Origin of the sequence: Paenibacillus sp. FSL k6-2145, from assembly GCF_037976585.1 — a bacterium.
In the GTDB taxonomy this organism is placed as follows: domain Bacteria; phylum Bacillota; class Bacilli; order Paenibacillales; family Paenibacillaceae; genus Paenibacillus.
Genome location: NZ_CP150267.1, coordinates 1,823,455 through 1,843,564 on the forward strand (window position 1 = coordinate 1,823,455; position 20,110 = coordinate 1,843,564).

The 20,110-nt window shown below is 44.3% G+C and carries 19 protein-coding genes; 11 read left to right on the forward strand and 8 right to left on the reverse strand.

Features of this window, described 5'->3' with window-relative positions; all coding sequences use genetic code 11:
- Positions 1–419 precede the first annotated feature (419 nt).
- Entirely contained in the window at positions 420–1,658 is a 1,239-nt protein-coding gene (gene pepT, locus NZ043_RS07995; protein WP_339311358.1) for a peptidase T, read from the forward strand.
- A gap of 135 nt (positions 1,659–1,793) precedes the next feature.
- Here pepT and NZ043_RS08000 read toward each other — a convergent pair whose 3' ends face one another.
- Positions 1,794–2,486 (reverse strand): cyclic nucleotide-binding domain-containing protein, encoded by a 693-nt coding sequence (locus NZ043_RS08000; protein WP_091035696.1) that lies wholly within the window; start codon positions 2,484–2,486, stop codon positions 1,794–1,796.
- Positions 2,487–2,769: 283 nt separating this feature from the next.
- On the opposite strand from NZ043_RS08000, the gene NZ043_RS08005 reads away from it, so the two are divergent.
- On the forward strand, positions 2,770–3,609 hold the full coding sequence (locus tag NZ043_RS08005; protein WP_091035693.1) for a methyl-accepting chemotaxis protein: 840 nt from the start codon (positions 2,770–2,772) through the stop codon (positions 3,607–3,609).
- Positions 3,610–3,754: 145 nt separating this feature from the next.
- Here NZ043_RS08005 and NZ043_RS08010 read toward each other — a convergent pair whose 3' ends face one another.
- On the reverse strand, positions 3,755–5,191 hold the full coding sequence (locus NZ043_RS08010; RefSeq protein WP_076251914.1) for an alanine/glycine:cation symporter family protein: 1,437 nt from the start codon (positions 5,189–5,191) through the stop codon (positions 3,755–3,757).
- Between the two features lie 329 nt (positions 5,192–5,520).
- Between NZ043_RS08010 and NZ043_RS08015 the strand changes: the two genes are divergently transcribed.
- Positions 5,521–6,450 (forward strand): response regulator, encoded by a 930-nt coding sequence (locus NZ043_RS08015; RefSeq protein ID WP_339312689.1) that lies wholly within the window; start codon positions 5,521–5,523, stop codon positions 6,448–6,450.
- A gap of 173 nt (positions 6,451–6,623) precedes the next feature.
- Here the strand turns inward: NZ043_RS08015 and NZ043_RS08020 are convergent, their stop codons facing one another.
- Complete coding sequence (locus NZ043_RS08020; RefSeq protein WP_017691636.1) at positions 6,624–6,800, reverse strand: aspartyl-phosphate phosphatase Spo0E family protein; 177 nt, start codon at positions 6,798–6,800, stop codon at positions 6,624–6,626.
- Between the two features lie 435 nt (positions 6,801–7,235).
- Between NZ043_RS08020 and NZ043_RS08025 the strand changes: the two genes are divergently transcribed.
- Together NZ043_RS08025 and NZ043_RS08030 are read left to right on the forward strand one after the other, a co-directional pair.
- Positions 7,236–7,859: a GPR1/FUN34/YaaH family transporter gene (locus tag NZ043_RS08025; RefSeq protein ID WP_091012490.1), complete on the forward strand. Its 624-nt coding sequence runs from the start codon at positions 7,236–7,238 to the stop codon at positions 7,857–7,859.
- Between the two features lie 210 nt (positions 7,860–8,069).
- Entirely contained in the window at positions 8,070–8,582 is a 513-nt protein-coding gene (locus tag NZ043_RS08030; protein WP_026081401.1) for an acyl-CoA thioesterase, read from the forward strand.
- Positions 8,583–8,623: 41 nt separating this feature from the next.
- On the opposite strand, the gene NZ043_RS08035 is transcribed toward NZ043_RS08030, so the two are convergent.
- Complete coding sequence (locus tag NZ043_RS08035) at positions 8,624–9,700, reverse strand: anthranilate phosphoribosyltransferase (RefSeq protein ID WP_091035688.1); 1,077 nt, start codon at positions 9,698–9,700, stop codon at positions 8,624–8,626.
- Between the two features lie 18 nt (positions 9,701–9,718).
- The gene (locus NZ043_RS08040; protein WP_091035686.1) at positions 9,719–10,312 is read right to left on the reverse strand and encodes an ANTAR domain-containing protein; all 594 of its coding nucleotides are present in this window, start codon (positions 10,310–10,312) and stop codon (positions 9,719–9,721) included.
- A gap of 590 nt (positions 10,313–10,902) precedes the next feature.
- On the opposite strand from NZ043_RS08040, the gene nirB reads away from it, so the two are divergent.
- Genes nirB through cobA form a run of 4 tightly spaced genes read left to right on the forward strand, consistent with a single transcriptional unit; the run spans position 10,903 to position 15,364 of the window.
- A complete protein-coding gene (gene nirB / locus NZ043_RS08045; protein ID WP_091035683.1) occupies positions 10,903–13,344 on the forward strand; it encodes a nitrite reductase large subunit NirB in 2,442 nt (813 codons plus the stop codon).
- A 16-nt stretch (positions 13,345–13,360) separates the two neighbouring features.
- Positions 13,361–13,678, forward strand: coding sequence for a nitrite reductase small subunit NirD (gene nirD, locus NZ043_RS08050; protein ID WP_074092734.1), 318 nt, complete (start codon positions 13,361–13,363; stop codon positions 13,676–13,678).
- Positions 13,679–13,715: 37 nt separating this feature from the next.
- The gene (locus tag NZ043_RS08055) at positions 13,716–14,597 is read left to right on the forward strand and encodes a formate/nitrite transporter family protein (RefSeq protein ID WP_339311364.1); all 882 of its coding nucleotides are present in this window, start codon (positions 13,716–13,718) and stop codon (positions 14,595–14,597) included.
- Positions 14,594–15,364, forward strand: a complete 771-nt coding sequence (gene cobA / locus NZ043_RS08060) for a uroporphyrinogen-III C-methyltransferase (RefSeq protein ID WP_339311366.1) — start codon at positions 14,594–14,596, stop codon at positions 15,362–15,364. Before NZ043_RS08055 ends, cobA begins: the two co-directional genes overlap by 4 nt.
- A gap of 6 nt (positions 15,365–15,370) precedes the next feature.
- Here cobA and NZ043_RS08065 read toward each other — a convergent pair whose 3' ends face one another.
- Positions 15,371–16,009, reverse strand: a complete 639-nt coding sequence (locus NZ043_RS08065) for a TetR family transcriptional regulator (protein WP_091035675.1) — start codon at positions 16,007–16,009, stop codon at positions 15,371–15,373.
- A 196-nt stretch (positions 16,010–16,205) separates the two neighbouring features.
- Here NZ043_RS08065 and NZ043_RS08070 point away from each other — a divergent pair, with 196 nt between their 5' ends.
- A complete protein-coding gene (locus tag NZ043_RS08070; RefSeq protein ID WP_091012476.1) occupies positions 16,206–16,973 on the forward strand; it encodes an SDR family oxidoreductase in 768 nt (255 codons plus the stop codon).
- A gap of 162 nt (positions 16,974–17,135) precedes the next feature.
- On the opposite strand, the gene NZ043_RS08075 is transcribed toward NZ043_RS08070, so the two are convergent.
- Positions 17,136–17,606 carry a GNAT family N-acetyltransferase gene (locus NZ043_RS08075; RefSeq protein ID WP_165980316.1) on the reverse strand — a complete coding sequence of 157 codons (471 nt, stop codon included), beginning with the start codon at positions 17,604–17,606 and terminating at the stop codon, positions 17,136–17,138.
- Between the two features lie 199 nt (positions 17,607–17,805).
- On the opposite strand from NZ043_RS08075, the gene NZ043_RS08080 reads away from it, so the two are divergent.
- Positions 17,806–18,687 (forward strand): Rgg/GadR/MutR family transcriptional regulator, encoded by an 882-nt coding sequence (locus NZ043_RS08080; protein ID WP_165980317.1) that lies wholly within the window; start codon positions 17,806–17,808, stop codon positions 18,685–18,687.
- Between the two features lie 173 nt (positions 18,688–18,860).
- On the opposite strand, the gene NZ043_RS08085 is transcribed toward NZ043_RS08080, so the two are convergent.
- Positions 18,861–20,108, reverse strand: coding sequence for an MFS transporter (locus NZ043_RS08085; protein ID WP_133386275.1), 1,248 nt, complete (start codon positions 20,106–20,108; stop codon positions 18,861–18,863).
- Positions 20,109–20,110 lie beyond the last annotated feature (2 nt).

Below are 20,110 nucleotides of genomic sequence, written 5' to 3' on the forward strand. Positions count from 1 at the left end.
TCATTTATTATGAACCTCAGTTGTAGAAATACAAGTACGTACATTTTTGTGACCTAGTACCCTTTTTGATACCTAGGAAACCTCATATTTCGGTTCAGCCCCATTCTGGAAATGACTGCAAAACATGATATGATAACCGTAGAGAACCACAATAATTACTATACCCAATTTACATAAGTTGTGACTAAAGGTTACACGATAACGGAGAGGGCAGAAATAACCTGTAGAAGCGAAGCTAAAAGCTTTCTGAAAGAAAGCTGCATCGAAAGCATACGCTATCCTCAGATTTTCACCTTTGTAAAAGTGGATCAAAAAAATCTGGGGATAACAGCGATCAGAAGGTTATTCTGGCCTGTAGTGGATCAGTGTAAAACAAGTAGCTCAACTTATATACTACTCAAGCTAGGGAGCGATTATAGATGAAAGATGTATTAATTCAAAGACTGAGTACTTATGTTCAAATGGATACCCAATCCGATGAAAATAGTCAGACCTGCCCTTCCACACCCGGCCAACTGGCCTTGGGCAAACTGCTCGTTGAAGAATGTACCTCCATTGGTCTGCAAGATGTGACGATGGATGAGAATGGTTATGTCATGGCTACACTGCCATCCAATACCGACAAGGATGTTCCTGTAATTGGTTTCCTGGCTCACCTCGATACAGCGACCGACTTTACTGGCAAAAATGTCAAACCACAGGTTATCGATAACTATGATGGTGCTGACATTGTGCTGAACTCGGAGCTGGATGTAGTACTGTCCAACAAGGATTTCCCGGAGCTGCACGAGTATAAAGGCCACACCCTGATCACAACCGATGGTACAACGTTGCTTGGTGCAGATAATAAGGCAGGCATTGCCGAGATCATGACGGCGATGGCCTATCTGATTGAACACCCGGAAGTGAAACACGGTAAGATTCGGGTTGCTTTTACCCCGGATGAAGAGATTGGCCGTGGACCGCACAAGTTCGATGTAGCTGCTTTTGGAGCCAAATATGCTTACACAGTCGACGGTGGACCACTTGGTGAGCTGGAATACGAGAGCTTTAACGCAGCTGCCGCTAAAATTACCGTACGAGGCACCAATGTACATCCTGGAACTGCGAAGGATAAGATGGTGAACTCCCTGAAAATTGCGATGGAATTGAATCGACGCCTGCCTGTGGAGGAAGCTCCTGAATTCACGGACGGTTATGATGGATTCTATCATCTGTTGTCTCTGGAGGGTGATGTTGAGCTGACAAAGATGAGTTACATCATCCGTGATTTCGACCGGGCGAAGTTTGAAGAGCGCAAAACAAATCTATTGAATATCGCGAACGAACTGAAGAACAAGTATGGAGAGAAAAGCATCACGATTGAATTGAATGACCAGTACTATAACATGCGCGAGAAAATTGAACCCGTACGCCAGATCGTCGACATTGCCCATGAAGCCATGACCCGACTGGACATCGAACCTGTTATTCGTCCCATCCGGGGAGGAACAGATGGTTCCCAGCTATCCTATATGGGCATGCCAACACCAAATATCTTCACTGGTGGTGAGAACTACCACGGTAAATTCGAATATGTATCGGTAGACAATATGGTGAAGGCCACCCGTGTTATTGTAGAGATCGCTCAATTGTTCGAGCAACGCGGAGATATCTAATTCACTTAAATGCAGAGTAAAAAGGGCACCCCTTGGTATATTCGGGAGGGTGCTCTTTGTTGTGCCATATTGTATTTTATTGTGTCGCGTCATGTCGCATAGATATGCAGGCTTGGTCTTTATTTTAAAATGCCATCACTCATATATATTGCCTCCTGCGATGACACGCAACTGTTCCAGATCACAGATCACTAGCTTTCGCTGCACTTTACGAATAATATCTCGATTACACAGATCTTGAACAACTCTATTAAGATGTCTATAGCTGGTGCCCAGCATATCCGCCAGTTCGGTGAGCTTCGAGGTCTGGATCTCTTCGGAAGAAGACTCGTCCTGGCCCATTGTGGACAACAGATAGCTGGCAAATCGGCTCTCGACCGGATATAACATATTCAGACTCGACAGGTTGGAAAAGGTATACAATTTGTGTGTAACTTGACCGAGCATAAAGTGGAGAAACTTAGGGTTCTCTGCATACGTATTCTGGAGAGCGCGGTAGCTGATACCCAGCAGCAGGCTTTTGCTCACAGACTCTACCGTATTCATAGCCTCCTTGCCATTCACCAGTTCCAAATCTCCCACAAGCGCAAGTGGTGTACTGAAACGAAGCAACAGAGACTTCCCGTTAGGCAAGGTGGTATAGATCTTGAGCTTGCCCTGCACGAGAAAATACAATCGCTCGGGTCGTTCACCTTTGGCACATATCATCTCGCCCTTCGCAGCCTCAAGTAGTCGCAACTCAGCGAGTGCAGGCTCGTCCAGCACCTGATCCAACCCATTCTCACGAGCGAGTTGCCGCACAAGTCCAAAGTCCATGATTTCTTTCATTCCGACTTCCCCTCCGTTGTCGTATATAACGTATGCAAAAGGACATATGTCCCATAATTAATATACATCCGTACAAATATCTTGATATAAAAATAGTTACAACTAACACTTATATCCAGTAAAACAGTTCAACTGGGAAATATTTTAAAATTTAATCATAAAATGTTCATTCTTTCATGCAAAATGCCGTTCACGAAAATCCATTTCTATCCGATGAAAGATAGAGCATTCCATAGATCGTTAAAAATAATACATTCAAATATTGAAAGGATGGTCCTCTTCCATGAACGTTGTAGATGCCCTGCTTAAAGTAATGCCTTATATCAGCATGATCCTTAGAGAACCAGCTAGTTTAACTGTATATGATCACGAAAAGGTATTGGAGGTTGTTACCACCGACAAGTTTGACCTTGGTTTTGAAAAAGGAATGCCACTCTTGGAATCGTATCAAAACTTTGCCATCTTAAAAAACGGAAGAGAAGCTACTCTCGCTACTCTCTCCAAGGAAGTTTATGGTATCGAACTGGATATTCTGAACATTCCGATCTTTGATGATCACCAAAAAGTTGTTGCTGTTTTCTGTGTATCTTACGACCAGTCTAACCAGAACCAACTTGAAGACATTATACAAGAAAATCAAACCATCAATGGTAACCTCGTTGATATGGTGCAGCATGTCGCCGCTCATGCCGAAGAATTGCAAGCAACCAGTGAACAGATCTTGCAGAACACAAGACTTGCTGTTCAGAACTCTTCCCAAATCAACAAAGTAGCCGGGTTCATTCGTGAAATCTCTGAGCAAACCAACTTGCTTGGCCTGAATGCCGCTATTGAAGCCGCTCGCGTTGGTGAAGCCGGTGCCGGCTTCGGAGTGGTTGCTTCCGAAGTACGCAAACTCTCTGTGGATGCCAAACAAGCTACAAGTGATATCGATACCAGTCTGAGAGATGTACAACAGGTCATCAAACAGATGGAAGTTGAAGTCTCCCAGATTGCAGCCTCTTCACAGGAACAAGCAACGCTTGTATCCTCCTTTACGGATGTGATTGAGCAGCTTAATGAAACAGGCGAGCGAATGAAAGCTCTGTCCGAACAACTGATCAGTTATTCCGTTAAAAATTAATCAAAATATATCTTTGATGAAATTTGCTAGTGCAAAGATACATTTTATATGCAACAAACAGGACTTGGGTTGCCCATGATGGATAATCCAAGTCCTGTTGTTTGTTGTGTCCATTTTATATAACCAACTACATTCAGATAAAATCTTAATTGGCTACATGTATTGATTTATCTCCAATAACTTCTTCTTCCGACTGCCAGCATTCCACTTCACCCGGAATATGAATTCGGTCCCGGGTAAAGACGGGATCACGTCCTTCAGCCTTTTGTTTCTTGTAGTCCTTCAACGCTTCGAAAGTCACCTTGGACAGCATCAGAATTGCAATCAGGTTCACCACCACCATGAGCCCCATGAACAGGTCAGCCAAATCCCATACCAGCTGCACTTTGGCTACCGCACCAAACACCACCATCGCGATAACGCAAATACGGTATACCCACAGCCAGACTTTGTTGGATTTGATAAACTCAATGTTAGTTTCTCCATAGTAATAATTTCCAATTAGTGTACTGAAAGCAAACAGGAACACCATAACCGCCAGGAATCCCGATGCCCATGAACCAATATGTACACTTAATGCAGCCTGAGTTAATTCAATGCCACCCAGATTGGAACCTTTGTATACCCCGGATAGCAAAATAATCATGGCAGTGCTTGTACATATCACTAACGTATCTGTCAGCACGCCAAACGCCTGAATAAGTCCCTGTTTCACCGGATGTGTTGTATCCGCCGTTGCAGCAGCATTCGGGGCGCTACCCATGCCCGCCTCATTGGAGAACAATCCGCGTTTCACACCGTTCATCAGTGCAGCGCCCAACGTTCCGCCAGCAACCTGTTCGATGCCGAAGGCATTTTTGACGATCAACGCTATCATGGCCGGAAGCTGGGTAATATTCGCCAGCACCACAAAAGCCGCTACCCCAATGTACAATACGGCCAGTACAACAACGATGTATTCCGATGCTTTTGCAATCCGTTTGACACCGCCCATGATAATTCCTGCAAATATCACAGCCATAATGATACCCACAGTTAACCGATCCGTGCCAAATGAGTTCTCAAATGCAACGGTAATCGTGTTAGACTGCACCGCATTAAAGACCAAACCGAAAGAAAGCGTAATGAGAATGGCAAATAAAATTCCCATCCAGCGTTTGCCCAACCCACGTTCCATATAATAAGCCGGACCCCCGCGGAATCCGCCCTTATCCTTCACTTTATAGATCTGAGCCAATGTACTCTCCACAAAACTGGAGGCTGACCCGATTATTGCAATGATCCACATCCAGAATATAGCCCCAGGTCCACCCAGTGCAATAGCCAGTGCGATACCGGTAATATTCCCTGTACCTACACGGGCCGCCATACTAATACAGAACGCCTGAAAAGGTGAAATTTTGCCTGGTTCCTTGCTTTTTGGCTCTCGAAGCACCTTCACCATATCTCCAATCATGCGGAATTGCATGAATCGGGTCTTGGTGGTGAAGTATATACCACATACTACCAATAGTATAATTAACACTTTGGACCATAGAAAATCATTGAAAATGACGACAATATCTTGTATTGTTTGCTCCATCGGTATGCCCCTTTTTATGGTGTATTTCAAGCACAGAGATGGTTACGGGAAAAGTTTGTACCATTCTGCACAACACTAGCCCCAGACTTCGGGATGTTACTTATACTACAAGGGCATCTACGAAAATCGACAAATACCTACATGCAATTTCTACATTTATTTTAAAAATGGGCTTTGATTGCCCAATCATTGTCATTTAACCTGACATGTCAGGTTCTATGCAAGAAGGAAAGGAACGATTACACTGGAACGAGAGTTCATGGCGGAGTTAGCCGCCTTTACCATAGATTTATCAATCACACCATTCGCAGAGAAAGGGAATGACTGACATGCGTTATTTTATCGTGGATGATGATCCTGGCGTTCGTTCCATGTTGATGGATATTATTGAGGATGAAGGCCTTGGCGATATTGCCGGGGAAGCTGAGGACGGAGCACATATTCACGCGGAACTGTTGGAGCTGCATAAGGTGGATGTCCTATTGATTGATCTGCTGATGCCACAACGAGACGGGATTCAGACCGTGCGGGCGCTTGAGGGAAGGTTTGAGGGCAAGATCGTCATGATCTCCCAGATCGAGTCGAAAAATATGATCGGAGAAGCCTATTCACTAGGCATTGAATATTATATTACGAAGCCGATTAACCGGTTGGAGATTCTATCTGTTCTGCGGCTGGTGAGCGAAAGGCTTCGGATGCAGCAATCCATCGCAGATATTCAGCGGACATTGCAGGGATTGTCCGGTTTGAATTCTATCGAACGTACCGCAGCTTCGGTTCCGGACAAAACAATCACGACAGCAGGACATTTCCTGCTGTCCGAGATGGGCATGATCGGCGAAGCAGGCAGCAGGGATCTGCTGGACATGCTGGAATATCTGGAGCAGGTAGAGACAGATGAGCATAAGCTGTCCCCCTATACGTTCCCATCCCTCAAAGACATCTTCCAGAATGTAGCGATACGTAAGCTGGGAGAGGACGCCTCTCTCGCAGAGGTGAACAAGGAGATCAAGGCATCGGAACAACGTGTTCGCAGGGCCATCTTCCAGACGCTGAGCCATGTGGTTTCTCTGGGATTAACAGATTATACACATCCCAAGTTCGAGAATTATGCATCCAAATTTTTCGATTTCACCGAAATTCGCAAGAAAATGCTGGAGCTCCAAAACAATGTGGAGCCTTCCTTGTCCCAGACACGCATTAATACGAAAAAATTCGTACAGGTGTTATATTTGGAAGCCAAACGATTGCTGCATTAAACAGATGCATGATGGATACGATGCAAAAACAAACGGGCATGAATATTACGCCGGTAGGATACCGCCTCTTCAACTGAGGCTGTCCACACCGGCTATATTCATGCCCGTCTGTACGATCAAGCGTTACAATCTATGTGATTTGTTCCGTGTATAAAATTAAAATCGCTTTGGGTTCAGGCCCGTGAATGGTTTCGGCTAATTCGGTTATACTCATTAATCAATTCGTCCAATGCCATAGACTGCCGAATCACATCGGGATGCCCAAGACCACCCTTGTTATGCTCTACCAGCATATGAAGGTTATGTCTGGCCTTCTCTATTTTATTTTTCAAATCCAAACTCATAACCATGACCCCTGATACCTCCTTATTCTGTGAACCATTTTAGTTTTTCCTGTCAATCTATAGTTGGATTAACATATGGCATAGGAGACAAGGATGTTTTGTATTCTTCTCCATTTTTTGATAAAGATTATTTTATCACACAAGAGCTTATCCGAAAATGGCTGATATGACGCAATTTTAGTGGTATTATCGAGAGTTGGATTCTAGCGTCTGGCCTCATCATTCACGGCCAGAACGGATTGTGTCGTAAATGTGTATATTGAAAAAACAAAAAGTCTATTGGTTCAAAAGGTAATAAAATCCCTTTCCATAATGGGGTCATTCAGGTACAATAGGGCGATGTGTGTGTCCGGACCCGGCGGATACAAATGATGTAATTTAGAGGACGGCCAACGACGGCCATGGATCCTGATTTGATATTATTGGAGGCTTATCATCACCATGCAGACCGATTCACAGACTAAAGTCAAAATTGTTAACGCCGATCCCAGCGCAATGGGATTATTTGGGTTGGCTATCGTAACCCTGGTCGCTTCTTCCCAAAAGCTTGGCATTACGGATGGACTTAGCTACGCTATTCCTTGGGCGATCTTCCTGGGTGCATTTGCCCAGCTATTCGCATGTATTCAAGATTCCAAACGCAACAATACCTTTGGCACAACAGCTTTTGGGGCGTACGCATTCTTCTGGTTTGCCATGGCTGCCAACTGGATGATCAAAATGGGCGTATTTGGCTCCACTCTCGCTGAACAGGCCGATGGCAAGCAGCTCGGATTTGCTTTTGCCGGATACCTTGTATTCACCCTGTTCATGACAATCGGTGCGATTGAAGCGAATAAAGTATTGCTTATCATCTTCATTCTGATTGACTTCCTGTTCCTTGGCTTGACCTTTGACGCTTTCGGCGTAGCTCCTCACATTTTCCACACTATTGCAGCATACGCTGAAATGGCTATCGGAATTGTGTCCCTGTATGGTACAGGTGCTTCGGTACTGAATGCTCACTTCGGTTATGCGTTCTTGCCGATCGGCAAACCGTCCGGCATTTTCAAACCCAAGGCTTAATATACAGCAGTAAACCGCCAGCGCGCCGGTCCGCGCCTGGCGGTTTTTTTGCAGTCCAACTTCATTTGAATATGTATCTGACCGACACCTATACTAGGGATAATAGATCAGAAATAGACCCTGCAACACCTGAAATGAAATGTCACAGCAGCCATACTGTCAGGAGGAAAAAACATGAGAGAGATACCGAAACCAACGGAGATGGATCAGGTGGAGAAAAAATATGTACGCGAAACACGTTGTTTCAAGACGGCACGGGTGTTCCCAACCGATGTCAACAATCATAATACGCTATTCGGCGGCAAGCTTATGTCCTACATCGATGATATTGCATCCATCGCCGCTTCCAAGCTATGTCGGGTCAATACTGTAACAGCTTCAACCGACTCTGTCGATTTCCTGTACCCGATCAACCCAACAGACTCCGTTACACTTGAATCGTTCGCGTCCTGGACAGGACGAAGTTCCATGGAGATTTTTGTGAAGGTGATTCGAGAGGATCTGAAGACCGGAGAGAAGAAAATTGCGGCGACGGCATTTCTGACCTTTGTGGCCCTGGACGAAAATAATCGCAAACTGATCGTACCTCGCATTATTCCGGAGACGGAAGAAGAGAAGAAATTATACGAGACCGCTCCGGATCGGGCGGCCATGCGGAAACAACGGCGGGAAGAGAGCAAGAAATTCGCTGACTTCCTGACCGTTACTTATCCTTGGGAATAAAAACACGCTAAACCATAACAAGATTGAACACTGGCATCACATTATCTGGACGATGCCGGATAGATGGACACCGCTCTGTTATCCGGCAGTTCGCCACCCATGGAGACACACCACTGCTGATAGATGCGATACGCTGCACCACTCTCCAGCAACCCCTGACAAGTGTATATGCCCTCTTCGATGGAATTGACACGCCCCGCCGCGTACAAGCGGAAACCTCCATTTAACAAGACCTGATTCACAAAAGCAATATGACCCTCACCGCTTAACACACTTTCCGCCACTTCAAGCTGCTTCGCAGCCGTCCAGACCAGTTCCGGCACGGGCATATCCAGTTCATAGGCTGCAGGATCAACCAATTCCAGCTTCATATCACCGTCTTCCACGGCGTATACGCGGGTTGGCCGATCAATATACAGATCCTCAGAACCTTCCATCCCCTGTACAACGTAAGCACGGCGATAGTTAAACCGGGTGAGCAACTTCGCAATCCGATCCAGAAAGGTATTATGAAACACACCAAACACCAAATACGGTGAATGGTTATAATCAATCAGTTTCTCTGCTGTGTTAAACACGGTTCGAAAACCCAACTCTTCCCGTAACGGACGAAGCTTACGAAGAGGTGCGCACCAATCCTCGGAGGACACGTACATGACACCCGAACGCAATGCAGCGCTCCGGGCATCTTCCCGATCCATCTTGTGTGTATTAATACCCACTTCCTTCAAAAGTACCGACAACGTGACGCCCCACTTGGGTGGTAAAGGATCACTCCCGTGCAAAGTCACCGGCAACCCGGCCGCCGCGAGTACAAATGCAACCGGAAACGTGGCCATGAACGACTTCGTCCGTCCATCATAAGGACCCGCGCAGTCCAATCCATCCTGAAATATAGAGAAACGTTCCGCACTGTTACGACATGCATGAACAAAAGCTTCCAGTTCCTCAACGTTTTCCATTTTCATTCGTTCAGCCATTAGAAATGCGGCCGTCTGGGCAGGGGAAACCTCCTGTTTCAGGATTTTCTCTGCTACGGTCAGTGCCTCTGTATAATTCAGATCACGTGAGCCTCGTTTCCCACGTCCGACCTCTCGGAGTATCTGAGACATATCCATGGAGAATCCTCCTTCCAATTAAGACTGGAGCAGTTGATGGGCCTTCACAATCGCTGTGGCTACATCGACCATCCGTTTGCGTTCATCCATCGCTTTCTTGCGTAACAGGTCATAGGCTTCGGCCTCGGAGATCTGCTTCAGATCACTAAGGATGGCCTTCGCCATATCAATCCACTTCCGATCCTCCAGCCTGGATTGCAGCTGCTTCCGTTCCTGCTCCCACTGTTTGCGTTCCATGTAACGCCGAGCTGCAAAGTGAAGAGTCCAGTGGATCTCAGGCCCGGTCATGGATGGTGTAAGTATTCCATCAAATGAAGTTTCGACCTCGCAGGATTCTGCGGAGGAAGAAGCCGTATCTGGCGCGCACCACCAGAGCAACGGGGAATCCGACTTCCCCTTTCCCAGGCAGTTCACCCAGTACTCCACATCAGCCAGCGACAGATGCAAGATGGACGCTTCCGCTGCCCGAGCCAGCTTCAACGCTTCCGTTTCACTGCCCGCCACCTGTACATGGTACCCGTTTGCTCCCAGCAGCCTCTCCGGTGTCAGAGGGATTGCATCGGATGAGGCAGCTATCGTTGGTTGAACACGGATGACCAATAAAGATCGCATGATGGATCAATCCCTCCCTATGGCGTATAGTCAGAGTCCACAACATTTAAGACGTTAATACATCAAAGCGATAAACGTGTTATATTACCTAACAAAAAACCAAGTAGTGATGATTATACGTCTTGATTTCAACATTAGAATGATCTTTTCATGCCTCATCATACTGTATAAAAAAAGGGGGACACCATACACATGGCACCTTTTCTACAGTATTTATTGTATAAGGCATGCTAAATTCAGTTAAATTCTTCAATTTATGAAGATATGTGCGTAAAACGTCGTCGTCCATTTGATATTCCAATAAACTCATGTAAACATAATTAACTTTAAATTTCAAATACTTTTTTATGTCAACTATATTGACATGGTTAGATCAATCTTTTATAGTTAAGCCATAACAACTCCATATTTGAATCGATCACAGTTACAACGGCGTAGCTGGTTGAAACGGCAATGAAGCCTGTTTTGCAATCTCGGAGCAAGGGATGCGTATGTATATGCGCAGTCCTCCGAGGCATAACAGGCTTTTTCGATTTTAGAGACAAGGTTTCGAGGCAGTTTGCAGAATGGACCTAAGGGGGCTAATCATAATGAGTACAACGAAAAAACTGGTGCTGGTCGGCAATGGCATGGCGGGAATCCGCACAATTGAACATATCCTTAAGCTTGCTCCGCACGCTTATGAAATTACAGTCTTCGGCGCAGAGCCGCATCCCAACTACAACCGGATCATGTTATCCTCTGTACTGGCTGGCGGAACATCCATCGAAGATATCGTAATCAATGAGTGGAGCTGGTACGAAGATAACGGCATTCGGGTGTACCCGGGTGATCCGGTCGTTCAGATCGATACCAAGCGCAAGGAAGTTGTATCTCAAAATGGTGTACGCGCAGCCTATGATGAGCTGATTATGGCAACTGGTTCACAAGCGTTCATCCTCCCGCTCCCCGGCGCTAACAAAGAAGGCGTGATCGGTTTCCGCGATATTAAAGACTGCGAGACCATGATGGCAGCATCGCAAAAGTATCGCAAAGCTGCCGTCATTGGAGGCGGATTGCTAGGACTGGAAGCAGCGCGGGGGCTGCTCAATCTGGGCATGGACGTCACGGTCATCCATATTAACGGCCATCTGATGGACCGGAACCTGGATTTGCCGGCAGGCCTGATGCTCCAGCGTGAGCTTGAAGAACAAGGCATGAAGTTCCTTTTGAACAAACATACCGAAGAAATCACAGGCAAACATCGAGTAAAAGCCATTCGTTTCACTGATCAAACGGTACTTGAAGCAGATCTGGTTGTCATGGCTGTCGGGATTCGCCCTCAGATTGAACTGGCTCGTAATACCGGCCTCGATGTGAATCGTGGAGTCATTGTAGATGATTATATGCATACCAGCATTCCTGGCATCTCTGCCGTCGGCGAATGTGCAGAACACCGCGGTATTGCCTATGGACTGGTTGCTCCATTATATGAACAAGGTATGGTACTCGCTAAACGTCTTGCGGGCGCGACAACTGAAGGATACGAAGGTTCGGTCACTTCTACCAAGCTGAAAGTATCCGGTGTTGACGTATTCTCTGCCGGACAATTCAAAGACGCTGCGAACACTCGCAGCATTCGTATTCAGGATGATGTCGATGGTGTATACAAAAAGATGGTGATCAAGGATGGGCAGCTCATTGGAGCTGTATTGTTCGGGGATACCACGGATGGCGCATCGCTGTTTTCTCTCATTAAGAGTGGAGAGAACATCAGTGGTCGGGAGAAAGAAATTTTGCTCGGTGTACCCTCTGGTGGTTCAGGCTCGGGTCCATCTGTCGCAGAACGCATGGCGAGTATGCCGGATGACGAGATCGTGTGTGGTTGTAATGGTGTTACCAAAGCTTCCATCGGGGACGCCGTTCTGAACAAAGGCTGCAACACCCTCGGTGCAATCAAATCCTGCACCAAAGCCTCCGCTTCTTGCGGTGGGTGCAAGCCTATCATCGAAAACCTGCTCACGTATTACGCAGGTGATAATGTAGGCGAACAGACCAAAGAAGGCATCTGTGGCTGCACCTCCTATGATCGGGATGAGATTGTTGCCCAGATCAAGGAAATGGGACTCAAAAGCGTGAAGGAAGTTATGAACGTTCTCGGTTGGAATGAGCCGGAAGGTTGTTCCAAGTGTCGTCCTTCACTCAACTATTATCTCGGTATGATCTGGCCGGCTGAATACACAGATGAGCGTGTATCCAAATTCACCAATGAACGTTATCACGCCAACATCCAGAAGGACGGTACCTACTCCGTTATTCCACGGATCTATGGTGGTGTCACTTCCCCGGCGGAATTGATCAAGATTGCGACTGTCGCGGAGAAATACGATGTTCCTTTGGTGAAATTCACGGGTGGACAACGACTCGATCTGCTTGGTGTACAGAAGGAGAACCTGCCGAAGATCTGGGAAGAGCTCGATATGCCTTCCGGTTTCGGTTATGGTAAGGCGCTGCGTACGGTGAAAACTTGTGTAGGCAACACATTCTGCCGATTCGGTACACAGGACTCCATCGAGATGGGGATTCGACTGGAGAAAAAACTCGACAAGATGGTAGCTCCAGCCAAAGTGAAACTCGCTGTCTCCGGATGTCCGCGGAACTGTGCTGAAGCGACCATCAAGGATCTGGGTGTTGTCGCCATTGATGGTGCTTGGGAGATTCATGTTGGCGGTAACGCCGGAGTCAAGGTTCGTGCAGCCGAGTTGCTCTGTACGGTGAAGACCGATGCGGAAGTGGAAGAGTGGACTTACTCTTACCTGCAATATTATAGAGAGAATGCAAAATGGAATGAGAGAACAGCGGCTTGGATTGAACGGGTAGGTCTGGATCATGTGAAGGAAGCATTGGCGGATCGGGATGTACGTCTCGCTCTGGTTGAACGTCTGGAAGTTACACTGGGCCACACGGTTGATCCTTGGAAAGAAATCATTCAAGACGAGAAATTACGCAAAAACTTCACCCCACTGTCCGGTGCCGAGCCGGTAACCCACTAGAAGAGGAGGAACAGCGATGAACAAATTCCGAATTGGACACCTTGCAGATATTGATGAAAAGGGAGCACGGACCTTCCTGATACAGGATACCGAAATTGCAGTCTTCAAACTGAGCGACGGAAGTCTGCACGCCGTCGAGAATCGTTGCCCTCACAAGGGCGGGAAACTGTCGGAGGGTATGGTATGCGGGACAGCCGTTCATTGTCCTTTGCATGATTGGAAGATTGATCTGCGTAACGGTAAGGTACACGAGCCGGATGAAGGCTGCTTGAATACCTACAAAACAGAAGTGGACGGCAACAGCGGAGAAATCTACATCACAATTGCGGGTTAAAGGCTAGAGATACCCTGACATCAAGGAGGCGTGCGCTATGGATTTTGTTAAACCTGCAGAAGTGCTGCAATCGATGGTCGAAGCTGGTGAGAGCAAAGCCAGAATGAATCGGGTACAGATGCTGATCCGCGGTTTTCTGGCGGGAGCGATCCTTGCTTTTGCAACCACATTGGCATATACCGCTGTATCTCAAACTTCCGTTGGTTTGGCAGGTGCACTGATATTCCCCGCGGGATTTGTCATTATTATTCTGCTGGGCCTTGAATTGGTGACAGGAAACTTTGCGATGCTTCCACTCGCCATGATGAAAAGCAGAATCACACTGATGGATATGCTCCGAAATTATTTCTGGGTGATCACAGGTCATCTGCTCGGATGTGCATTCTATGCTCTGTTATACGGCATGACCATTACCAAGATGGGTACGGATATGAGCAACCCTCTGATTCAAACGCTGATCCAGACCAGTGAAGCCAAAACATTGGGGTATCAGCACTTGGGCGGGGCTGGCATTGTACTGGTGATCATCAAGGCCATTCTATGTAACTGGATGGTCGCACTCGGGGCAGTGATGGCGATGACATCCACTTCTACTCTGGGTAAAATCGTAGCGATGTGGCTGCCCATTACCATATTTTTCGCTCAGGGATTTGAGCATGCTGTGGTAAATATGTTCGTCATTCCGGCAGGCATGATGCTCGGCGCACAGGTTAGTATCGCTGACTGGTGGCTGTGGAATCAGATCCCGGTGTTGGTGGGTAACCTCATTGGCGGAGCTGTATTTACAGGCCTCGGTCTATATGCTGCACACCACTGGGGAAATCCGGTGAAGCTATCGACGAAACTGGCAACCATTCAGGGTGGTCGTTCAGGATTGGCAAGTTCCGATGTTGCAACGAAATTGGGGACACGATCATGAGTCGGGGCCTGGTTAGTATTGTTGGCGCTGGTCCTGGAGATCCGGATCTGATTACGGTAAAAGCCCTGAAACGCATTCAGTCCGCAGATGTCATTATGTATGATCGGCTTGTGAATGATCAATTGCTCGCTGAGGCTCGTGAAGGAGCACTCCGCATCTACTGCGGCAAGGCGCCAGGCCTTCACTCCATGAGTCAGGAGATGATTGGAAGGATGCTTGCTGCCCATGCAGCGGAAGGCAAACAAGTCGTACGACTCAAGGGTGGCGATCCGTTTATCTTTGGCCGTGGCGGTGAAGAAGCCCTTGTGCTGGCGGAAGCAGGGATTGCATTTGAGATCATTCCTGGCATCACTTCAGCTGTAGGTACATCCGCTTCCTCCCTTATTCCGTTAACGCATCGCGGGGTTGCTTCATCCTTCGCATGTGTTACGGGAACCGGCAGTGACGGAAGTGTATCATCGGTTCGCTGGGATCTACTCGCTCATAGTGTGGACACACTGGTCATCTACATGGGTATTAGCCAACTGCCCCAGATCCAACATGAATTGCTTCACAATGGCAAAAGCGGACACACTCCTGCGGCTTTAATCGAACGAGGAACCACTTCGGAGGAACGGATTATTACCGGCACACTTGCCGAACTCCATTCCCTCGCCCTGTCACATCAAGTGAATAACCCGGCATTGATCATGATCGGAGAGTCGGTCCTGATTCGCGAACAGCTGCTTCAGATGCAACAGGCCGCGAACGCCTCCATGACCGGATAATCTGACTTAATCCAATAGCATACGCTCGTGAATAGTCCGGCCCTTCTGCCCTGGTTCAATCAGCAGACGGGTCGGTTTGATGTTAATCAGCGCCGTAAGCTGCTCTCCCATATAATGCGCAGAATACTTGAATCCAATCTCCGCCCAATGCATGATTACACCTACCGTAGCAGATACCAGATAACTTAACATAATGTCGTAATTAATCGTCCACTCACTATCCTCGGTCACCAATACAAAATCTTCGGTTAGATACATTCTAAACATATTGCACAGCCGGGAACCCATATCCGAATGCATCGTTATTAATGCACGAAAGATATCCTGATGGGCTTCAATATATTCGAATACAGGCATCGTGGATGGCAGCAATACAGTCATGTCCACTTCTTTGAGCTGTGCGTATGGTTCTGCATAAGCTCGCCCCACTCCCTGCATGAAATCATCCAGAATGAACTGCAACAACTCCGGTTTGCCGGGAAAATGTAAATAAAAGGTTCCACGGTTGTAATCCGCCCGCTCCGTAATATCCCGAATGGTTAAAGCGTCTGCTCCCTTCTCCAATATCAAAGAAACCGCCGCAGCGATGATCGCATCCTGTGTTCTTCGTGCTCTCCGATCCTGAGGATGTTCAATGATCAACATTCTCGCCTCCTTTGTTCATTATTGTAATATAAATAAACACCGCTTACACCTCTGTCCGATAGCTGACATATGCGCTGTCAATGATTATTGTCACATTGCTATGTATATCTTAACATTGAGACAGGAAAGATAGACGACAGGTTGAAACTTTTTTTTGAGAAATACCTGCCAATAATGAATAAGGAGCGAATATATCATGAGTACAACGTATACACATACAGCCGTAATTACAGGAGCAGCCGGAGGCATTGGTAAAGAATTGGCACGCCGCCTTGCAGAGCGCAAAATCAATCTAGTTCTGGTCGACCTGAATGAAGAAGCCATCCAGCAGACGATTACTGATCTGAACCTCGACAAAGAGCACGTCATCGCAGTAAAAGCGAACGTATCTCAAGAAGCAGACGTGAAAAACTATGTGCAAAAAGCATTGGATGCGTTTGGCCGAATCGATTATTTTGCTAACAACGCCGGAATTGAAGGTCCAACAGGGCTGATCGAAGACCTGAGTGTTGAAGCACTGGATACGGTATATAACGTCAACATTCGCGGGGTATTCCTGGGTCTGCAAAATGTCATTCCGGTTATGAAAAAACAAAAATCCGGTGCGATTCTCAATACCTCTTCCCTCGCGGGTCTGATGGGTGCACCTGCCGTATCTCCATATATTATGTCCAAACATGCAGTAGTTGGCCTCACGCGTACCGCTGCCAATGAACTGGCACCTTATAATATCCGGGTTAACGCTGTATTGCCAGGCACAATCAATACCCGTATGATGCGTCAGATTGAAGCTAACTCCGGCAACGTGGAAGATTACCAATCTGCTACGGTATCTGCCATTCCAATGGGCCGTTACGGTGAACCGGAAGAAGTTGCTGCGGTAATGAACTTCCTGTTGTCTGAAGAAGCATCCTATGTAACAGCTTCCCTCTACACCGTAGATGGCGGTATGATGGGTCAATAAGATAAATCGAATAATATGTGATTCTCGATAACTATAAACTTTGTACTTCAATCAGTCCTACTTTGTTTAAACATTTAGATACTGTAAGAACTAAAAAACACTCTTAAAGAGGGCGTTACCCTCTTTTCTAAGAGTGTTTTTTTCGTATAATTCATAGGGAAATCATACTTCGGTCTGGAGAACATATTTTTCATATTTAAAGAGTGTTAGTCTATCTGAAACCTTAACCTCTTTAATTTTAGAAAATCCCATTTTTTCATAAAAATAATGATTTCTATAGCTTAAATGAGGAGTATATAAAGTCCATAATTTTGCACCGGTATATTTTTTTTGAACAAAATCCATTGCTTTTGTGCCCATACCAGAATTTTGACATTCTGTTTTGATGAATATTTTATTTATATGCATCCTTTCATCATTCCCTCTAATGTCAATGGCCCCAAGAATATTATCATTTCTATCGAAAATTGTGAAATGGTGTGCAACCTCTATGCTTTTTATCATTTTTTCCCACGTTTCACATGCAGGATTGGTATCATAATCTTGATACTTCTGTAAATCTTCTTCAAAAACCTCCTTCTGAATCTCGAGCAACTTTGGGATATCTCCCTTATTGGATGGACGATATATCATTAGAATGCCTCCCGCGTCTTCTATGGATTTGTAATCCACCATATATAGTCACTTAAAAATGATAGCATAATTATACCTACACTGTAGGATGCTTTATAACTTAGTTTCTTCACTAGAATCGCCTCCTATAAAAGAGTATACTAGGGAAATATTACAATATTTTTTTTGTAATAAATATTATACATCTAAGGAGAGTCACATGAAGATTGGCCAACTTATCCAATATGTTCGTAAGAGTAAAAACCTTACACAAACTGAGTTAGCAGAGGGTATCATGATATCAAGACCATATTTGGCCAAAATTGAGAATGACCGGCATCAAATTTCTTCTGAAAAACTATCAATGATTCTTGAATTTTGCAATGTCAATTATGACGAATTTCTATTCATGCTTAATGACTATAAGTTAAGTCCTAAAATGGCTGCATATAAAGATGTTTTTGATACATATCAATTGGATAATAAAAATGAACTTGCTGTCTTAAAAACACATATATATCAATCCTATGAAGAATGTAAGGATATTTTTTATAAACATCTATACATTCTATGTGAGTGTATCGAATTAAGCTTTAACAAAGAAAAAATTCCAATCAATCATTGTAAAGAAATTGCGGATTATTTAATTAACATTGAAAATTGGTGTTATTACGAATTAGTACTTTTCAATAACTTTTTATTTGTTTTTCCTGAATCCACTGCTATGCTTTTATCTAAGAACTTGATCAAACGTTCTTTAATGTACAAAGATTTAAAGTCTGATAATAGAATCCTGAGTTCTTTATTATTTAACTTGATTCAGTTAAGTATTAATATTGAAGACTTTAATCATACCGATGCTTTACTCGATACAGCAAAGAATGTATTCAATGATAGAACTAATTTTTTTGAACAAACCATGATTAACTTTTATTTAGGAATTAGAATGATTACATCATACAATTTCATTGAGGGTGAACAACATTGCAGAGATAGCTTAAAGGTATTTGAAGCTTTAAAACAAGATGAAATGCACAACAGATATAGCGCTCAACTAATTAACACTCTATTCAGATACAGCAACCAAGCTAAATCAATCTAAGCAATAGGTTTATACTACAAGCTAATACTCATAAGTACTTATAGATTGAACAAAAGAATCATTTGTTCAACTCTTAAAGCAGATTCCACAATCTAACACAGAAAATTTTTCGTGGAACCGTCACCTTTTGGAGTTTTGCAGTAATGCAAACTCCAAAAGGTGACGATTCTTTTCTACTCTAATCGATTTTTCCTCACAAGTGTTAATGATACTAGTATTAACCCAATAACTCCTATTATAAATATTAGAATGCTTATAATTGATATATTTAAGTGACCTGATAATAATAGATAACCACTTGCCATTAATAGAGCCAACACATTTGATAATGCTGATAATGCGGAAAAAGATCCCCTTTTATCCCTTGGAATAAACTCTATTTGTGCTGCCTGCCAATTCGGAGAAAAAATAAGCTCTCCAATGGTTGCAATGATTACACAGAGGATAAGTATAAAAAAATTCAGGTTATATGAAATTAGGCTGTAACCACATATATATAGAAATACACCGATTAAAAGAGCATTTTTTGTTGACCATTTCTCAACTACTCTACCAATTTGAAACGTGAAAAAAATAACTAAAATAGTGTTAATCAATTGTAAAACAGAAAACATCCTAATGCCTGAAATATCAATTCCTAATATACTGAATTGAGAGAAATCTCTTGCAAGCCTTATATTAGAGTAGTAAATCAATGAGAACTCAACAGAAAAAATAAATGCGCTACCCAATAAAAAAATTATCCAATCCTTATTTTTAAGCGCCTCCTTATAATTGTGAAAAAGATTAACGAAAAAGTTATTTTGTCTAACTTCTTTTCGAAATATTTGGTTATCATTTTCTATAATAATGAAAAAGCCAATTGTTACTAGAATTAAAATAAATATTGAAGTTACGTACAAAGATATTAAATGATTACTCGAGAACCATCCTCCTAGACTTGTACCTACAGCAAGCGACAAGTTAGTAGTCCAATAATTAAATCTATAGATGTCTCTTCGATTATCTTTATTTGTCGAGTCCATAATTAAAGCATTGTATGCAGGCTTATAAGTCCCACCTATCACACCTTGTAGTACATAAGAAATAACTATGCAATAGAGAAGAACTCCTTCTTGAGGGTTTTTTTCAAGAAAATAGAGTTCAAAAGTCAATATAGAAAGTAGTACTATTTGAACAGTTTGGAAGGTAGTTATAAACCGCTTCCTGTTAAAAATATCTGACAGGTAACCCCCGATAATACTCGATATAAAATTTAAAGAAATACTGAGTAAAAGAAGAAGACCTAAGAAAACATCGTTCAAATAATTAGTTAAATATAAAATTAAAAAAGGAGAAGTTGCCGCTCCGATAGTTTTAGAGAAAAAAGAGCTAAGTATACGAAATTTGATATTTAATGGGAATTGCATAAATGAACTCATAC